This window comes from Solibacillus sp. FSL H8-0523 (assembly GCF_038051985.1).
GTDB lineage: Bacteria > Bacillota > Bacilli > Bacillales_A > Planococcaceae > Solibacillus.
The window spans coordinates 1,054,445-1,071,570 of record NZ_CP150291.1; the positions used below are offsets into that span (position 1 = coordinate 1,054,445).

13 protein-coding genes are annotated in these 17,126 nt (G+C 37.8%); 5 read left to right on the forward strand and 8 right to left on the reverse strand.

The window, feature by feature from the left end:
- Positions 1 to 67 precede the first annotated feature (67 nt).
- Entirely contained in the window at positions 68 to 1,642 is a 1,575-nt protein-coding gene (gene crtI, locus NSQ62_RS04930; protein ID WP_341322817.1) for a phytoene desaturase family protein, read from the forward strand.
- 44 nt (positions 1,643 to 1,686) lie between these two features.
- Here crtI and NSQ62_RS04935 read toward each other — a convergent pair whose 3' ends face one another.
- Genes NSQ62_RS04935 through NSQ62_RS04970 form a run of 8 tightly spaced genes read right to left on the reverse strand, consistent with a single transcriptional unit; the run spans position 1,687 to position 13,800 of the window.
- On the reverse strand, positions 1,687 to 2,367 hold the full coding sequence (locus NSQ62_RS04935; protein WP_341322818.1) for a DUF4956 domain-containing protein: 681 nt from the start codon (positions 2,365 to 2,367) through the stop codon (positions 1,687 to 1,689).
- Between the two features lie 12 nt (positions 2,368 to 2,379).
- Positions 2,380 to 3,087 carry a polyphosphate polymerase domain-containing protein gene (locus tag NSQ62_RS04940; protein WP_341322819.1) on the reverse strand — a complete coding sequence of 236 codons (708 nt, stop codon included), beginning with the start codon at positions 3,085 to 3,087 and terminating at the stop codon, positions 2,380 to 2,382.
- Positions 3,087 to 6,188: an exopolysaccharide Pel transporter PelG gene (pelG, locus tag NSQ62_RS04945; protein ID WP_341322820.1), complete on the reverse strand. Its 3,102-nt coding sequence runs from the start codon at positions 6,186 to 6,188 to the stop codon at positions 3,087 to 3,089. Before pelG ends, NSQ62_RS04940 begins: the two co-directional genes overlap by 1 nt.
- Positions 6,137 to 7,603, reverse strand: coding sequence for a GT4 family glycosyltransferase PelF (gene pelF / locus NSQ62_RS04950; protein ID WP_341322821.1), 1,467 nt, complete (start codon positions 7,601 to 7,603; stop codon positions 6,137 to 6,139). The genes pelG and pelF overlap by 52 nt, the downstream gene beginning before the upstream one ends.
- Before the next feature lie 10 nt (positions 7,604 to 7,613).
- Complete coding sequence (locus NSQ62_RS04955) at positions 7,614 to 9,425, reverse strand: DUF2194 domain-containing protein (RefSeq protein ID WP_341322822.1); 1,812 nt, start codon at positions 9,423 to 9,425, stop codon at positions 7,614 to 7,616.
- Positions 9,403 to 10,317, reverse strand: a complete 915-nt coding sequence (locus NSQ62_RS04960) for a hypothetical protein (RefSeq protein WP_341322823.1) — start codon at positions 10,315 to 10,317, stop codon at positions 9,403 to 9,405. The genes NSQ62_RS04955 and NSQ62_RS04960 overlap by 23 nt, the downstream gene beginning before the upstream one ends.
- Positions 10,314 to 12,494, reverse strand: coding sequence for an NAD-dependent epimerase/dehydratase family protein (locus tag NSQ62_RS04965; protein ID WP_341322824.1), 2,181 nt, complete (start codon positions 12,492 to 12,494; stop codon positions 10,314 to 10,316). Before NSQ62_RS04965 ends, NSQ62_RS04960 begins: the two co-directional genes overlap by 4 nt.
- Positions 12,442 to 13,800, reverse strand: coding sequence for a right-handed parallel beta-helix repeat-containing protein (locus NSQ62_RS04970; protein WP_341322825.1), 1,359 nt, complete (start codon positions 13,798 to 13,800; stop codon positions 12,442 to 12,444). The genes NSQ62_RS04965 and NSQ62_RS04970 overlap by 53 nt, the downstream gene beginning before the upstream one ends.
- A gap of 254 nt (positions 13,801 to 14,054) precedes the next feature.
- Between NSQ62_RS04970 and mtaB the strand changes: the two genes are divergently transcribed.
- From mtaB to rpsU, 4 genes are all read left to right on the forward strand, one after another.
- A complete protein-coding gene (mtaB, locus tag NSQ62_RS04975; protein ID WP_341322826.1) occupies positions 14,055 to 15,407 on the forward strand; it encodes a tRNA (N(6)-L-threonylcarbamoyladenosine(37)-C(2))-methylthiotransferase MtaB in 1,353 nt (450 codons plus the stop codon).
- Between the two features lie 102 nt (positions 15,408 to 15,509).
- Positions 15,510 to 15,986, forward strand: a complete 477-nt coding sequence (locus NSQ62_RS04980; RefSeq protein WP_341322827.1) for a hypothetical protein — start codon at positions 15,510 to 15,512, stop codon at positions 15,984 to 15,986.
- Between the two features lie 166 nt (positions 15,987 to 16,152).
- Positions 16,153 to 16,821, forward strand: coding sequence for a deoxyribose-phosphate aldolase (gene deoC / locus NSQ62_RS04985; protein WP_341322828.1), 669 nt, complete (start codon positions 16,153 to 16,155; stop codon positions 16,819 to 16,821).
- A gap of 110 nt (positions 16,822 to 16,931) precedes the next feature.
- Positions 16,932 to 17,105, forward strand: a complete 174-nt coding sequence (gene rpsU / locus NSQ62_RS04990) for a 30S ribosomal protein S21 (RefSeq protein WP_004227078.1) — start codon at positions 16,932 to 16,934, stop codon at positions 17,103 to 17,105.
- Positions 17,106 to 17,126 lie beyond the last annotated feature (21 nt).

The following is a 17,126-nucleotide window of genomic DNA, read 5'->3' on the forward strand; positions in this document are numbered from 1 at the left end:
ATGATTGTACAAAAAGCTGAATTACTTGTTGTTTTGTACATTCTTTTGAAAGGAAGAGGATGAGTAAATGAAAAAAATCGCAGTAATTGGAGCGGGTCCTGGTGGGTTAGCGGTAGCGATGCTTTTAGCGCACAAAGGATATGATGTATCAGTTTATGAAAAACAAGCATATGTAGGTGGACGTACAAGTGAAATTCGATTAGGTGACTATAAATTTGATATGGGCCCAACATTTTTGAATATGTTATACATTGCGGAGGAAATCTTTGAGTTAACGGGACGAAATATCCGTGATTATATAGAATTAATTGATTTGAATCCGATGTATCAGCTCATTTTCCATGATAAGAAAATGAACATGACGCGAGATGCCGATGAAATGATTCGCCAAATTAATGAGCTTTATCCGGGCAACGAAGGCAGCTACGAGCGTTATATGGAGCAGACGAATAAAAAGCTAGAAATTTTAGCGCCTGTATTACAAGCGCCAATGAATCGCATGACGGATTTATTGAACCCAAAAGTGATCAAGGCTCTAGGGGAGCTTGAAATCGGTAATTCACTTGTTGATACATTAGCGAAATTTTATAAAGATGAAGATTTGCAATTATCGTTTACGTTCCAAGCAAAATACTTAGGTATGTCACCATGGGAAAGTCCGGGTGCGTTTTCGATTTTATCGTATATTGAGCATGCTTATGGCGTGTACCACATTAAGGGTGGAATCAATAAGTTAACACAAGCGATGGCCAAAGTTTTTGAGGAAATGGGCGGGAAAATCTATTTAAATAATGGCGTGAAAAAGCTAACGCTACAAGATAAAAAAGTGACCGGCTTTACGTTAGAGGACGGTCAAAAGGTGGAAGCGGATGAAGTGGTGATTAACGGGGACTTTGGGCATATTATGACAACCGTTGTGCAACCAGGGGTATTAAAAAAATACTCTCCGAAAAAATTAGATGAAAAGCATTATTCGTGCTCCACTTTTATGTTGTACTTAGGTGTCAATAAGCGCTTTGATTTACCACATCATACGATTTGGTTTGCGAAAGATTATCGTAAAAATGTAGAGGAAGTGACAAAAACTAAACTCTTATCGGAGGACCCATCGATTTATATTCAAAATGCAATTGCGACAGATGAAACCGTCGCACCAGATGGGAAATCGACATTATATATCCTTGTGCCAGTGCCAAACAATTCGAGCGGCATCAATTGGGATAAGGTAGCAGCTCCTTTCCGTGAAATGGTGCTTGATATGGTATCTGAAAAGTTAGGTGTGGCAGATATTCGAGATTATATCGAGGAAGAGCGTATGATGACCCCTGATAATTGGGCGAACGATATCGGAGTATATAAAGGCGCAACATTCAATTTAGGTCACCAATTATCACAAATGCTGGTATTTAGACCGCGTAATAAGTTTGAAGAGCTAGATCAGTGCTGGCTTGTTGGAGGGGGGACCCATCCTGGTAGTGGGTTGCCGATTATTTTAGAATCGGCCCGTATTACGGCGAATGGTATTTTAAAGCAAGATCACTTGCCGCTGCTTCCAGTAAAACCTTTACCGAAAATCGAGCATTATCGACTTTCTACACAGTTGTATAAGCATCAGCCTGCAGCGATAAAAATGAATACTTAAAAGGAAAAGGCATCGCATGTCGTTATGCGATGCCTTTATCTTATTTACTGTGCATAATCGCCCGTGTAGTTTACAAGTGAGCAAGAGTGAACCCCATTGATTTCGTCGATGAGTGAAACAAAATACGTATTATCATCGACTAAACGCACTTCGACCGTCATTTCAATCATGCCATTTCGAACGGTTTTAGATTTTAATTTTGTATTTAATTTTGCTAATATTTTGCGCACATCTTCATGGGCTTCCTGTGAATAATTAGTGACTAATAAATACGTTTCGCCGCGAATCTTTTTCTTTGATAGCCAAGCGAGTACTGCTCCAAATGCAAGTGAGCCAATGAGTGCAATTGGATACATTCCCGCACCAATCGCAATGCCTCCTGCAATGGCCCAAAACATATAAACGATATCTAACGGGTCTTTAACAGCGGTACGGAAGCGCACAATACTTAATGCCCCAACCATCCCGAGCGACAGCACTATGTTTGTACTAATTGTCATAATAATGACGGAGGTAATCATCGTCATTAATACAAACGATACATTGTAATTGTAGCTATAAACAACGCCGCGGAAGCATGTTTTATAAATAAAATAAATAAACATCCCAACGGCAAATGAGCAAATTAAGCCTAAAATAATTTCAATATATGAAACATTCTTAAATGAATCGAATGATAAAACACTTTTTTTAATAATGTCCTGAAATGATAATGCGTCATTCATCAACATGTCCCCTTACTTAAAATATTGAATTGTACGTTCTCGACAAAGTACATATTTTGAAATTGACGAGCGTACAAGACGTTCTGGTTGAACGAGCTTACGAATGACATCCGGTAAAAACTGATCGAATTTCACTTCAAGTACTAGCTGTTCGGGGTATAGAATATTTTCGTAAATAATCCGGTCATCAAATAAATCGATTCCGTTGACGCCGGCTTTTAACTCCTTATCAAACGTGACCCTTACATTGCCTGGTCCATACGTATAGGCGGCGCGAATATAATCAACAATGACGCGCGGCGTAAATAACCGGTATCGCAAGGCTTGGTAAAAGTCCTTTATTAAAGGTTCATTACGTTGTGCAAGCAGGTCATAGTGTCCAGCTAAAATGGCGTCGTATTCTGCACGTGAAAGCCTGGCCGATTCCTTTGCGATAAAGTCACCATATTTACTTTTGCGTTCTAAATTGATGACGTCGTCAGAGCCGTTGTAAATGCGAATTCGGTATTTTTCACGTCCGAAAATACCTTCATTTTTGTCATAAATGGCATGATCATGTACACCGTCAAAGTAGAGGCTTCGAATATTGTAGCCCTCTGTTGTTAGTGCGTGTTTGTCCATGGGCATTACTTGCGAAATACGTGAAACAAGCGGGGCCATTTCGAAATAATTGATATAGTATTTCATTTCATGTCTAAATTTTTTGTTAAACATATTCATTAGGGTACCTCCACTTGAATTGTTTGGAAATGGTTGACACCGTCATCATCTAAATACAAATCAAAGGCTGCATTCGTATGACCTTGTTCGTCTTTTACAGTGACCGATAAATAATACGTACCTGGTTGTAATTCAGGTACTTTCATTTCGGTTTCACGTAAATCGTGCGCATCGGCGACAATATCCGTAAGTGCTGGATCTCTCGCGACGACAGCAGAATAGTAAACGATATCTCCTTGTAAATTGAACGATGGTTGCCAAGAGAAAATATGGTGGTTATTTTCAAGTAGTACTTCAGCGTGCATATAAAATGGTTTTGGTTTATCTAGATCTTCATAGTAACGTAAAAGTGCTAGTTTTGGTGTAGCGATGATTTCGTCCAATTCTTGTTGTAAGTTTTCGACTTTTCCACTTAGAAATTGGACATCTGGCATTTTTTCAATATAGCGATAGCTTTCTTCGTATTTGGCTAACTGATTTTCAACAATCTCCTCGTTAATATAATCAGCGTAAACTTCTTCAAGCTTTGCAGTAAATTTGTCGACATTCACTTGGTCCCGGAAATAACGGTTGAGTAAAATATTTCCCCAGTAGTTACTAATACCAGCTTGATACGGGCGAATGTTCTCGGTTTTGCGTCCGAGGTTCCAGCCATCATCATAATCCCAAGGGAGAATGAGCCATTTATGAATATTAAGAGGCGAATAGATATAAAAGTTATTCGCATCTGTATCCATATTGTCCATTAAAATATTGACCGCAAGCCAAGTTAAAAGATTTTCCTCATCGAAATGATGTGCGATAACATCGTTTATTGGAATTTCATAGTTGTTCACATCATTTAGCATTTGAATGAGCTTGTCATGTTCTTCACGACCTTTAATTTCGAGTATCGATTCAAATTCATTTTTGTCATACAACGGATCGGTTTCGGACTTAATTTGTTCAGGATAACGACCAAATTCGAAAAACGTTACTTTATATAAATAGCCGTTTGGATCAAATAGGTGGTTACGTAAAAACTTTTTGTTTGGCTGTTCGACATGTGTATACAAACCGTAATCTTCATAGACAGTAGAACCAACAGTCGTATCTTTTACATATAAATGAATGAATTGGGTGCGCAAGCTAGAGACGTTCGGAATCGATTCCATTAAGTCGAAGCTTAATTTGTTGCGTACTTTTGTCATGTCTTTAAAATGCTTGTTTAAGTTAATTGTTGTTTGGTCATTCCACGTGCCCGCGCTATCAAGTAAGTTAATTTTGTACGATTTTTGTGGCTGATTACGCGCGGTATTACCTCGTAAACTGATTTTGGCATTCGCTTCGGTTGTGTCAAAGCCAAACATGCCACTTTGAATACCACCGCCATTTGGCAATCCTTCTTGTAAGATGATTTTTAAATTGTCTTCACTAAAACGTTCAATAATTCGATTCAAGCCGTACCAATCTAAAGTGGGTTGTTTGCTATCAGGTAATACCGTCATATAAAGGGTTTTTATTGTTGCATCATGATCACGCTCGTAAATGCGCTTATCGTCAATTGTGATGAAGTTATTTACGATTTGGTTTTCTGATATCGGCGGCGTGTTCAAGTTTGCATTAGCCAGTTCGTCACTTTTGGCATCACTACAGCCGACAATAAAAATCAATGCAATTAACGAGAAAAAGCGTAAACTTTTTGGTGATAATGCTTTGAACTTTTTCGGTGGGCTAAGCGTTTGAACAGGTTGTGGGCAATAGGTGAAATAATCAATATTTTTTGTAATGTAAGATAAGCGTAATAGTACGGCACATAAACTAATAAATGCTGCGATAAATAATCCCATCCCGTGAAGTGCTAATTGCATCGAAAAATACGTACAAGTGGCACAGAGTAGTACGAATACACCAGATAAAATAAGAATTCCTTTACGATCATCGAAGTACATTAATAGATGAAATGCCACGAACATTAAAATAAAGAAAAAATAAGCTAAACAAAGGGTAATAAAGACGTCGAGTTGCTCCATAGTGAACCCGATTTTTGATAAATATAAAATACCTACCGCGATGGCAAGTGCTGTAAAGAGTAATTGAACTTCTGCTAAAAAGCCCATGCGTTTTATTAAGACTCTTTGCATTTTTTTCTTCGCCGTTTGCACACTTTCGTAAGTGCCACCTTCCGTAATGTTTTTGTAGTAGCTTAAAAAGCGTTCATAAAAATCAGTTTCAATAATGACAACAAAAAAGATTAATGATGGTAAAACCGATAAATAGGCATAAAAGACGGGCACATCATAAAAGGGCATTAAATAATACTGTCCGGCTACAATAGTTGGTGAATCCGATAAAAACCAATAGACTAAATTGTGTATATAGACGCCTGAATAAAGTAAAACACCACTTATGAAAATCGATGGATAGCGCTTTGCGATTGAAAAGTAGGCAAAGTAGCGATTATTTTGACTGCTCGGAAATACGTGTTCAAAATGAAAGGCTGAAAAAATAATAATGCTTGCAAAACCTACATCCATTCCAAGTAAAGCGATAATCACAGGTGATAGCGTAGTCAGTTTAAATAATAAAAAGCTGACAATAATGGAGAGTAAAACGGCAAAGGCAAAGCTTCTGAAAATCCGTTTATAATCTTTTAAGGCAGACATAAAAACATTTTGCGTCCAAATGACGACTAGTTCGACAAAGAACAAATACGCCACCGCTTTATAGAAGAAACTTTCATCAAGAGAAAATAAAAAAATCCCCGCAATAATGGCCGCAACGGGTAAGACGAAAAATAAGCTTCCGTAATAAGCATTTAAAATGTAGGTATAATTTTTTTCGTAAATACAATCCGCAATATAGCGCGTTATAAGCAATGTAATACCAGACGTTAGAATAATTGAAAACACAAAGCAATAAGCAAGTGTTGCAATGAATAACTCGTTTTCTAAAAATGTTACGCCATGTTGTTTCATTAAAATTTGCTGTACAAAAACGAGAATTAAACATAAAATCATCGGTCCAATTGTCGTCATTGTTGAATAGGCGTAGGCTTGTAAGCTGTTAACTAAGCCTTGTTTTCGGTAAAGCTTTCGTAATTCGAAGCCGATTCCTGCCATGCTGTGTTCCCTCCACACTGTGCATAAATTGCTTTATAGCTATTAATAAAGCTTGAACGTGTATATAAATGAGCTACTCGCTCATAGCCGTTTTGACCATATGTTTTTCGTAAGTTTCCATCCTCGCATAATTTGATAACCTGCCCAGCCATTTCTTCATAATGCATAACGGGAACAATTGCGCCAGCAGGTCCAAATACATCGTTCGTGCCTTCGATTAATTCACGGCACCCCCCAACATTTGTACAAACAAATGGAATGGCACATGCAAAGCCTTCTAAAATCGCAAGTGGCTGCCCCTCACTAATACTTGTTAAAACGAGTAAATCTAAATTACCTAAATAGTCTTTAATTTGAACCATACCAGTAAAGTAGGCATTTTTAATATGGAGTGTTTCCGCAAGCTGCAAGCATTCCTCGTAATATTCGAGATCCTCTTCAAATGGTCCCATTATATGAAGTTCGACGTTTGGCAATTTACGCTCAACTAGTGCAAACATTTGAAGCATCATTTTTATATCTTTAATTGGCACCACGCGCACAATAGCCCCGATACGTATTTTGTCTTCAGGTAAAGTCCGTGAAATCGATGCAAAATCTGCCACATCGACGCCGTTTGGAATGACGCGTATTTTTTGCGGGTCACAGCCTAGCTCGATTTGGATTTGCATATTGCGGTCAAATAAGGTAATGACTTCATCTGCTAAGCTATAAATTGCGCTAGATAATGTGTAAAAATAATTAATCCATAAATCTTTAAAATAGCCGTGTACCCAGTTGGCTTTAATGATTTCCTCCTCGCGTTCACGTGAATAAATGCCATGCTCGGTTAGGAGGAGAGGTTTTTGATGGATTACTTTTGCAAGTGCGCCAATAACCCCGGCATAACCAGTTGATACGGCATGATAAAGGTCAGCTTTTGGTACATCGCCGCGAATAATTAAAAATAGTGGCAATATCATGGAGCTCACCGTCCAAAAAAGCTCGGTATACGGTACTTGCGAATAATTCGTTTTTGCTAAATGCTCAATCATATCGTAATAATCTTTACTTGATAAAAACTCTCCGACATTTTGAATAGGGAGGTTACGAATGTCTTCAAAGAGCCTCTCCCAATTCACTTGCTGGTCACCACTAACGAGCGCAAATAGATTTTGTTTTTGAGCATCACTAAGGTTAAATCGCTTGCCCCATTTTGAATGCTCCTCTAAATGCGCATCTAAAAAAATTTCGTGCACCTGTATTAAGTTTTCAGGCAAGGTGTATTTGAATTGACCTTGCTGTTTTCTTTCAGCTGCAATGGCAATAATAATGAACTCGGTAGTTGGCATAGCAGTCATTAAGGAATGAATCCAGCTGGAAACCCCGCCCGTTACGTAAGGGTAAGAGCCTTCTGCGATTAAACAAATTTTCATCGGTCGTCCCTCATTTAAAAGTAATTTCAAACGTAGTGTTTGTTGCTTTTACTAAATACGTATTATCATCAATTTTTTCATACGTACAATGTGTCGCTTTTTTGATTGCTTTTTCGGTACGTAAGATGAAGTCATGCTGCTCATAAAAAGGCTCGATACTTCCTTTAATTGTGGATGAGTTCTCATGAAAGCGAACGGTTGAATTAATCATACTTGCCGTTTTTAATGCACCATTTGTCGCTGTTGTTGCGTCAATCCATGGGTAGCGTTTATGAATGTCACCGAAAAACTGTTCGAACTCTTCAAACATACTTGTCCAACCACCTTTACTACGGTCTTCACTAATAACATCATCTGGGTGAATAAAATGCGAGATGAAACCTAATGAGGTAATCGCATTAACAATTTCCCATTCATTGATGGAAGTAGGGAAGTAACCTGAAGAAACGCGCGGCATTTCGACAACCTTATCTTCACTCACTTCAAATTCCTGCACATAGGCTCGTTTGGAAATATCCTCTGAATACAGAGAGGATATGACCAGTAAATTAGGTAGCGCTTTTTTCAAAATGCCTCTTGCTTCTATCGACAAAACATTCGAAGGAGGAATGTAAGATGACACATCGTAAGAAGGGAAGGCTTTGTTGGTATAGGACTCTAATTCGCGCAGGGAGTTTTCCATATCCTCAAGCGAGTGCCAATGATTATAGCCGAATGTTTTTGAAATTGCGGCATCCATCGTGAGCGATTGGTGATTGTATCCGTGATAACCGATTTCACCATCACTATTAATGAGCTCACGACCAAAGCCAACTAAATACGTTAGCTCAATGTCTTGAGAATTATCGTAAGGTGGTGTGACGTTATCTTCGTAGGATTCAATTAAGGCACCTGTGTACACTAAATTGAATTTCTTTGCGGCTTCTAACATATCGGGCCACCAAATATTGCGATAAAAGTCTGCTAAATCTAACTTGAATTCTTTGTAAATAATGTCGTTACGTCCTTTAGCAATAGGAGCAGGGAAGTCGTCAATGAAAAAGGTTTTGGCATTAATAACAGGGTAAATAAACGTTTCTTTCGGTAAACTGAGCATTCCTGCAATGATCCCACGTGAATATTTTTCTGCTGCGATATTGACGTTAAGTACAACAAAATGTCCTTTACCATAAGGTTTAGCCCACAGTAGTGGGATGCCTTTTAAATTTTTCATGGCCGGTGAAATGTTACTTTCAATGGCAATGTTTAAACTACTATCTTCTAAGTCTTCGTTGAAAAAAAATTGACCTTTTGCTCCAATTAGGAAGTTGGATGTTACTTCGATTCCAGTTGTTGTCGTAAAATCCGAGTAACTGATAATCCCTAAGTGTGGACTGACTGTAATAAACAAACTAGTTGGTTCGAGTGTTGTCATCGCAAAAATCGTACCACCGTTTTTAACATATCCCTCGATTTGTTCGACTGTTCCAATATCATCTAAATAGGCGGTAGCTAGTAAAACATTGGGACAACGTGATAATTCGATTTTGCCTAATGCAGCATCATAGGATTTATATGATTTTTGCATGTAGTGCAACGTTTGCTCGATATTGTTTTTTAATTTTTCGTGCTCTGCATTATATAAAATGCAGTACGCCGCATCTGAAACCGATTGGGAGCGGCTTGTGCTCTTGTGTAAGAGATGAGCGTTAACGGTTAAATCGAGTTCATTTTCTACAGATTTCAAGACAAAAGACGAACGTGAAAGCTGTAGCGCAATACCGCTTATTAAAATTAAGGCAAGGATGAAAATAATTTTTTTAGTTTTCAATAGTTCTTTCATAGCGTTCCAACACCTCAGACCAGTATCTTACATAATTCATTGTTTCGTTTGAAAAGGTAATGGGGGCAGCCTTAAGCGCCTGTAATTCCATAAATAGTCGTTCAATTGCATGTGTCTCATAATAGAGCTTCATCGCTGAAATATAGGCATGCTCATTTTTGGGATAGCGTTGTTTAAATAATTGCATGGTATCTTCTGCTGCGAGTAGGTCTTGAACCGCAAGCTCCATTTGAAATTTTTCTTTAAATGTTTCATCGGTTGCATCGCCATTTTTAATGATTTGTGCCATCAGCGCAATGTACTGAACTTGATATTTTTCTTTTGAATGCGTATCTAAAAAGCCACTTTGTAAATATTCCTGAATGATATGAGCGTAGGCTTTTACAATTTCAGAGTTCGATTGATTTTGGTGATATTCAACCTCCAGCTTTTGCATAAGTAACGTTAGCTTACGCTTTACTTCAACTACGGCCGTTACGGCATAATGTGAAGTTTCGGTATCGTCGTTGATGACAGCGATTTTTAGTACGTCGATATATTGCATGGCATCTTCTTTTAATACATCAATTAATACTTTTCGGCGAACGCTTACATCGTTTACAAGCAATGCTTCTTCAATCGAAATGCTATTCAATTCATGTTGCTTTTCGATTTTGCTTAAAGCTTGTTGTTTTTTAAATTCAATATCTTCTGTTTGCTGAGCCAAATAGTGTGCGAAATCGTTTTCATCTTTTTTGAACCATGACTTCGGCCAAACGACAGGTAAACACCAACCGATGATAGGTAGTAATAAAACTATCGTTAGTTTTAAAAACCACGCTTTCAAATTGCCCCTAGATAAAAGTCCAGTTGCGATAATCGATAAGAGTAGATAGATTCCGATATACTTCATAAATAAGACACCTGCTGATCCAATGAAAAGTTAAATCCGGCTTGTTGAAAACGTTGTAAAATTACTGGTAAATCTTGAGTTTGTAAATTTGAAAATAAGATAAAAAGTTGTTGATTGTCATAGCCCAAATAATCGGTTTCGCGTATGAGGTGCTGTATTTGATAGGCTGTCTGCTGCAAATGATAGGGAGCTACTTGAAGTGTTAATACATGATAGGGCATATGATGAATTGTCTGTGCTTGCTGTTTTGCCGCTAATACTTCTTTAAAGGCATCTATTTTTAAAACGGCAGTATTTTTTATGAAACGTTGGTCTTCTGATACTTTAATAAATTCGAATGCGCGAGCAAGTGAAGACTGAATGAGCTCCTTTAAAACGAGGAATAAATTTTCATGATAGTGTGAAAAATTTTCAAAAGGCATTTTGCCAATAGTGATTATCGCTTGTATATTATTGTCATAATAAATCGGTGCAGCCATAAGAGGGGCTTGTGCTACGAGTGTGCGATTAATAAAAGGCTGCTCAGTTGTTAGTAACTGTTGAACAAAAGGGGACTCGTCAACTTTTAACGAGTTAGTGATTGCTTCGCTTTTGTCTAAATCGGAATGTGCAATTAACCATAAATACGATTGCTCACTATTAAAAATATAAATGGCAACATCTTCACAGTGCATGACACTTTCGATCACGTTAACCGCGCTCGTAAATATTTTTTCTGGTTCCAATTGGTCGAGTGTCTTCATAATGGAATGAATTTTACCGAAGCTATCCTCGTTATTTTTTACACGGTATTGTAGTTCATCTTTTACATCTCGAACTTCAGCGTGTACTTCTTCTAAAAAATCGTAGCGCATTTGTAGTTCATGGATTTGCTCGTTTTGCTCCGTAATTTTTTCATTTTTACGTTGCACAGAATAGCCGACAACGAGTCCGATAAATAAAAATGTAACGATTTGAAACAAAAAAGTTGAATCGTAAAGTAACGAAATCAATTCACGTCCACGAGACAAATAATCGGCAACTAGTAATGAAAATGCTAGAACCCCACCTGTAAATGCTTGTTTGTTCCCGTAAATGGAACCAATCGTCATAATATAAAACACACCGAAAACGAAAATTGACATTGTCGGTAATCGAAGCTGCCATAAAAATAGGCTAATCACTAAAAAGATTACGCTATTTTCGAGATAGGGTTTCACGCCTAAAGCCCAGGCCGGTATCTTAGTAGTTTTTGGAGAATTCTTTACTTTCAGTGTTCGGTGATTGAACGTTTCAAATCCCCATTCATACGTTTTTATTAAGCTTTCTTCGATGCTGTATTTAGGGACCCAGTCTAATTCGGTTTTGATTTTTTCGTTGCTAAGTGAGGAGTGCATAATATCTCCTTCTCTTGCTTGCGTATAAGTAGTTTTGAGTGTATAGCCCTGTGCTTGCAAAACTTGTACAAGCTGATTGACGCTTGTTTGTATATTCGTCGATAAATTATACGTGCCTGTTATAAAGCTTTGTGTTGCCCTAAAAATAGCATGTGCTACATCTTTTACATAAATAAAGTCACGTGTTTGTTCACCGTTTCCGTAAATTTCTACTGTTTCGTTTTGTAAGGCTTTTGTGATAAAGGTTGCTACGACACCGCCTTCACCTTCGCTAGTTTGGCGCGGACCAAAGACATTAGATAAGCGAAAACAAACGGCATCGAGATCATGTTGCGCTGCCCAATTGCTACAATATTGTTCGCCAACCCATTTACTCACCCCATATGGTGCAATCGGAAGTGGTGTTTCATGCTCGGTTAACGGCAAATTCGTATTATTACCATAGATGGCAGCGGAAGAAGCAAAAATGAATTTTCTTACGTTAGATTGCTGTGAAAATTGCAACATATTAAGTAAGCCAATAATATTTGCTTCTGCATCGTAAATTGGATTTTGAATGGAACGTGCTACACTTATTTGTGCAGCTAAATGAATGACAAAGTCAAAACGATTAGCAGCAAAAATTTCTTTGCATTTAGGATCCGTAATCGAAATAATATGTGCCTTATGCTTAAATGTAATATTTTCACGATGCCCAGTTGAAAGATTATCAATTATATGGATTTCGTAGCCTTCCTTGTAAAACTGTTCAGCTACATGTGACCCAATAAAACCGTAGCCACCTGTTATTAAAACTCTCATTGTAATTCCTCCTAAAACGTTTGCATTCATCACAACGACTAAAAGAAAAGAGCAATTTTTCTTGCGATTGAGTAAATGACAAATTAGATTTACCTCTATTATTTATATACTTATTCATAGCGCATATCTTATATGTGTTTTTCGTGAGTGATAAATGTTGAATATTTTGCTGTAGCGTAATTTCGTAATAACCATGCTGCATGGTATCGTTGGCGATAAAGTCATTGTTTTCAATGGAAATATGCGAAGCGCCACCATTTAAGTCTTGAGTAGAGCCACCAATTACAAGACCAGCTTTATCATTATTTTTTATCGTATTGTTACGAACGGTTATATAAGTGGAGGACTGCTTATAGTTTTCACTGCCAATTGAAATGCCGTAATTATTGTTTGCTAGATAGTTATTGATAATTTTAATATGTTTCCCACCGTCTACATATATGCCGGGAGCAGAATCATCGCCTTCATATGCCGGATTTTCTCTCGAAGAGTGTTCGATCACGATATTGTTTGAAATAATGCCATTTCGCGCATAATCGATACAACCTCTATCTGAGCAAGCTCCATAAAACCCTGCAACGTCAATTCCGATATTGTTATTTTTGTATAAAGTGTTGCGATCAATAATAAAGTTTGAGACATTCCCGCTTAACGTTAAACTTTCGCTACTACCAAGTGTTAAGTGATGTAGCCTGTTATTACGAATTAGTAAGTGTTCAATCGGTGTTACGCTATTTCCGTATACTAAAATTCCATGAGCATTGCCTTCTTCGTGATTATTCGCAATATGATGGATATGATTATGCAGTAACTGAATAGTTTTACTTTCCCCGAGCACTAAAATTCCTGCAGGATAAAAATCATCACTCTCCGTTGAAATATTGCGGATTTCAAACCCGATAATGTTAATATTGGAGCTATTTTCAATTGTAAATGCAGCTCGTTGTGAACTTGTTGAATCACGCTTACTGCCATCAATGACGACTTTCTCATTTTTATAAGGACGTATTGTTAAGTGAAGATTGGAATCTGTAGTACGACCTTGAATGGTCATTAGCTCGTGATATATTCCTTTTCGTACTAAAATTTCATCACCATGACTACTTGTATTAATTGCGTATTGAATCGAACGAAATGGTGCTGTTATAGAACCATCACCGGCTGTATCATGCCCGTTTGGTGCCACATAGATCGCATGAGCGGCGTGCGAAACAGTTGCACCCCAACTCAAGAAAACTAATAGTAAAATCCAAAAAATTATGCCTTTGTAAATAAAGACCACCTCATTTTCTAGTAAAGGATTCAAATTTAAGTTGCTTAAAAAATGTCTTAATTCTCGTAGGTTTTTATAGCAAAAGAAAGTTTAAAAAAAGGGGCTTTAGCGAACGATTTATGCTATGATAAAAAACGTTGATATTTAATCGGGAAGTGCTTCAATACTTAAAGGTATGCGTGATTTTTAATAAAGTATATAGAAAACGAAAAGTGATCTAGGGCACCATGACGATGAAATCTATAGTAGATAAAATATAAAAGTGTAACCTTGAAAGGATGATATAAATGACGAGTTACGAGCCAACGAAAACCGTATCTCTACATACATTAGGGTGTAAAGTAAACCACTATGAAACGGAAGCAATTTGGCAATTGTTCAAAGAGCAGGGCTACGACCGTGTAGAGTTTGACCACCAAGCAGATGTATATGTAATTAATACATGTACAGTAACGAATACGGGGGATAAAAAATCTCGCCAAGTCATTCGTCGTGCAATTCGTCAAAATCCAGATGCGGTTATTTGTGTAACAGGTTGTTATGCACAAACGTCACCGGCTGAAATTATGGCAATTCCAGGCGTAGATATCGTTGTCGGCACACAAGACCGTGAAAAAATGCTTGGCTATATTGAACAGTACCGTGAAGAGCGTAAGCCAATTAACGCCGTGCGTAACATTATGAAAAACCGTGTGTACGAAGAGTTAGACGTACCAGCGTTTACCGACCGTACACGTGCATCACTAAAAATTCAAGAAGGCTGTAATAACTTCTGTACATTCTGTATCATCCCTTGGGCGCGCGGTTTAATGCGTTCACGTGATCCAGAAGAGGTCATCCGCCAAGCACAGCAATTAGTGGATGCAGGCTACCTTGAAATCGTGTTAACAGGTATTCATACAGGTGGTTACGGTCAAGACTTTAAAGATTATAACTTAGCGCAATTACTACGTGAAATGGAAGCACAAGTAAAAGGCTTAAAACGTTTACGTATTTCTTCGATTGAAGCGTCTCAATTAACAGATGAAGTAATTGAGGTATTACAAAATTCAGAAATCGTAGTCAACCACTTACACATTCCGATTCAATCAGGTTCGGATACGGTATTAAAGCGTATGCGTCGTAAATATACGATGGAATTTTTCGCAGAGCGTCTTGAGAAATTAAAGATTGCTTTACCAGATTTAGCGGTTACATCGGATGTAATTGTTGGATTCCCTGGTGAAACAGAAGAAGAATTCTTGGAAACATACAACTTTATCCGTGACCATAAATTCTCTGAGTTACATGTCTTCCCTTACTCTCAACGTACAGGTACACCAGCAGCGCGTATGGATGACCAAGTTGATGAAGAAGTGAAGAATGAACGTGTACATCGTTTAATCGCATTAAATGACCAATTAGCAAAAGAGTATGCCTCTCGTTTTGAAGGCGAGGTACTGGAAGTGATTCCAGAAGAGCGCTTCAAAGATGGTGAAGGTGAAAACTTATACGTAGGTTATACAACGAACTATCTAAAAATCATCTTCGAAGGCACAGAAGATATGATTGGCCAATTAACAAAAGTAAAAATTACAAAAGCAGGTTACCCATATAACGAAGGGCAATTTGTTCGCGTATTAGAAGAACAAAATAATTAATTTTCAAGCAACGTAAAACAGATGACTGTTTTACGTTGCTTTTTGCATATTCTAAATAAAAGAGGGTAATAATCATTAATGGTATGTAGGAGGTGCAAGACAGTGAAACATAACCTTTCCGAAGAGCAATTTGCTAGATTAGCTGTTGTTGAAATTCCAGACGGAGTACTTGGTAATATTCATCAATTTAAAAACTTTGATCCTTCAAGAATCGTTCATTACGAACTAAAAGAAGACAGTTTATTGTTATATATGGAAGAAATGAAGCGAGTAGAAGCGGTGCTTGAATTTCGTAGTACCATTGAAGCGTTTCGTTATGAGGTAGAGCGCGGTGTACGTCCTGAAGTGGAAATATTTTCTTCTTTCGAATATACGGAAGATTTTTCAGTCCTTACGTTTACGGTAGACCGGGCAGAATATGAACAAGACATTACTGCGGAAATGATTGAGCTTAGTATCACAGAGGATGCGATTAAATATCAGATTTATAGCCGGAAACCGATTGCGGTAGAAGTACGTTACAAAGATTCAACTACAAATCAAATATTTGAACAGCGGACTTACCCAGAGCCGAGATGAACAGTTGATTATTGGGGAAGTATCGTATCGAATAAGAGTTATGGCTAGGGAAAATTCGGGCTTGCACAGAAATAGTTGAAGTTGTCTGATAGTTTGACTCGCTGTCATAACATGCTAAACTATAGTTGTACGGACAACTATTTATATGTAAAGGGAGTAATTTAACATGACTCAAAATTATGCAGCAATGATTGACCACACATTATTAAAAGCAGATGCTACACAAGCACAAGTTGAACAAATTTGTGCGGAAGCAAAACAATACGGCTTTGCTTCAGTATGTGTCAATCCAACATGGGTTAACTACAGCGCGAAAGCATTAGCAGGTACAGATGTTTTAGTATGTACAGTAATTGGCTTCCCTTTAGGTGCTTCGACTTCAGCTGTAAAAGCATTTGAAACAAAAGACGCAATCGCTAATGGCGCAGGCGAAATTGATATGGTAATTAACATTGGCGCTTTAAAAGACGGCAACTTTGATTTAGTTCGCGATGACATTAAAGCGGTAGTAGATGCAGCAAACGGTACACTTGTAAAAGTAATTATCGAAGCTTGCTTATTAACAGATGAAGAAAAAGTAAAAGCTTGTGAATTATCTGTTGAAGCTGGTGCGGATTTTGTGAAAACTTCTACTGGTTTCTCAACTGGTGGGGCAACGGCAGCGGATATCGCGTTAATGCGTAAAACTGTAGGCCCAGACCTTGGTGTGAAAGCTTCTGGTGGTGTTCGTAGCCTAGAAGATATGCAAACAATGATCGAAAATGGTGCGACGCGTATTGGTGCTTCATCAGGCGTTGCCATTATGAATGGATTAAAGTCAGATTCTAACTATTAATTCTAATAGTTTTTGTTGACTCTTAACAAACTATACGTTATACTACTTTAGTACACATTAACTAGACGTTAATGTCGTATTGACGTGTGTTCGGAGGGAGGGAAAGAGAGATGTCAAAAACTGTCGTTCGCAAAAACGAATCGCTTGAAGATGCTCTTCGTCGCTTCAAACGTACTGTATCAAAATCAGGTACAATTCAAGAAGTTAGAAAGCGCGAGTTCTACGAAAAACCTAGCGTAAAACGTAAAAAGAAATCAGAAGCTGCACGTAAACGTAAGTGGTAATTTCCCTATAAAAACCCTACG

Bases quoted from the DNA above. Each gene is read 5' to 3' on its own strand.
- pelG (WP_341322820.1), bottom strand. From the start codon at position 6,188: ATGGCAGGAATCGGCTTCGAATTACGAAAGCTTTACCGAAAACAAGGC.
- mtaB (WP_341322826.1), top strand. From the start codon at position 14,055: ATGACGAGTTACGAGCCAACGAAAACCGTATCTCTACATACATTAGGG.
- pelF (WP_341322821.1), bottom strand. From the start codon at position 7,603: ATGAAAATTTGTTTAATCGCAGAAGGCTCTTACCCTTACGTAACGGGC.
- rpsU (WP_004227078.1), top strand. From the start codon at position 16,932: ATGTCAAAAACTGTCGTTCGCAAAAACGAATCGCTTGAAGATGCTCTT.
- NSQ62_RS04935 (WP_341322818.1), bottom strand. From the start codon at position 2,367: ATGAATGACGCATTATCATTTCAGGACATTATTAAAAAAAGTGTTTTA.
- NSQ62_RS04965 (WP_341322824.1), bottom strand. From the start codon at position 12,494: ATGAGAGTTTTAATAACAGGTGGCTACGGTTTTATTGGGTCACATGTA.
- NSQ62_RS04955 (WP_341322822.1), bottom strand. From the start codon at position 9,425: ATGAAAGAACTATTGAAAACTAAAAAAATTATTTTCATCCTTGCCTTA.
- NSQ62_RS04940 (WP_341322819.1), bottom strand. From the start codon at position 3,087: ATGAATATGTTTAACAAAAAATTTAGACATGAAATGAAATACTATATC.
- deoC (WP_341322828.1), top strand. From the start codon at position 16,153: ATGACTCAAAATTATGCAGCAATGATTGACCACACATTATTAAAAGCA.
- crtI (WP_341322817.1), top strand. From the start codon at position 68: ATGAAAAAAATCGCAGTAATTGGAGCGGGTCCTGGTGGGTTAGCGGTA.
- NSQ62_RS04960 (WP_341322823.1), bottom strand. From the start codon at position 10,317: ATGAAGTATATCGGAATCTATCTACTCTTATCGATTATCGCAACTGGA.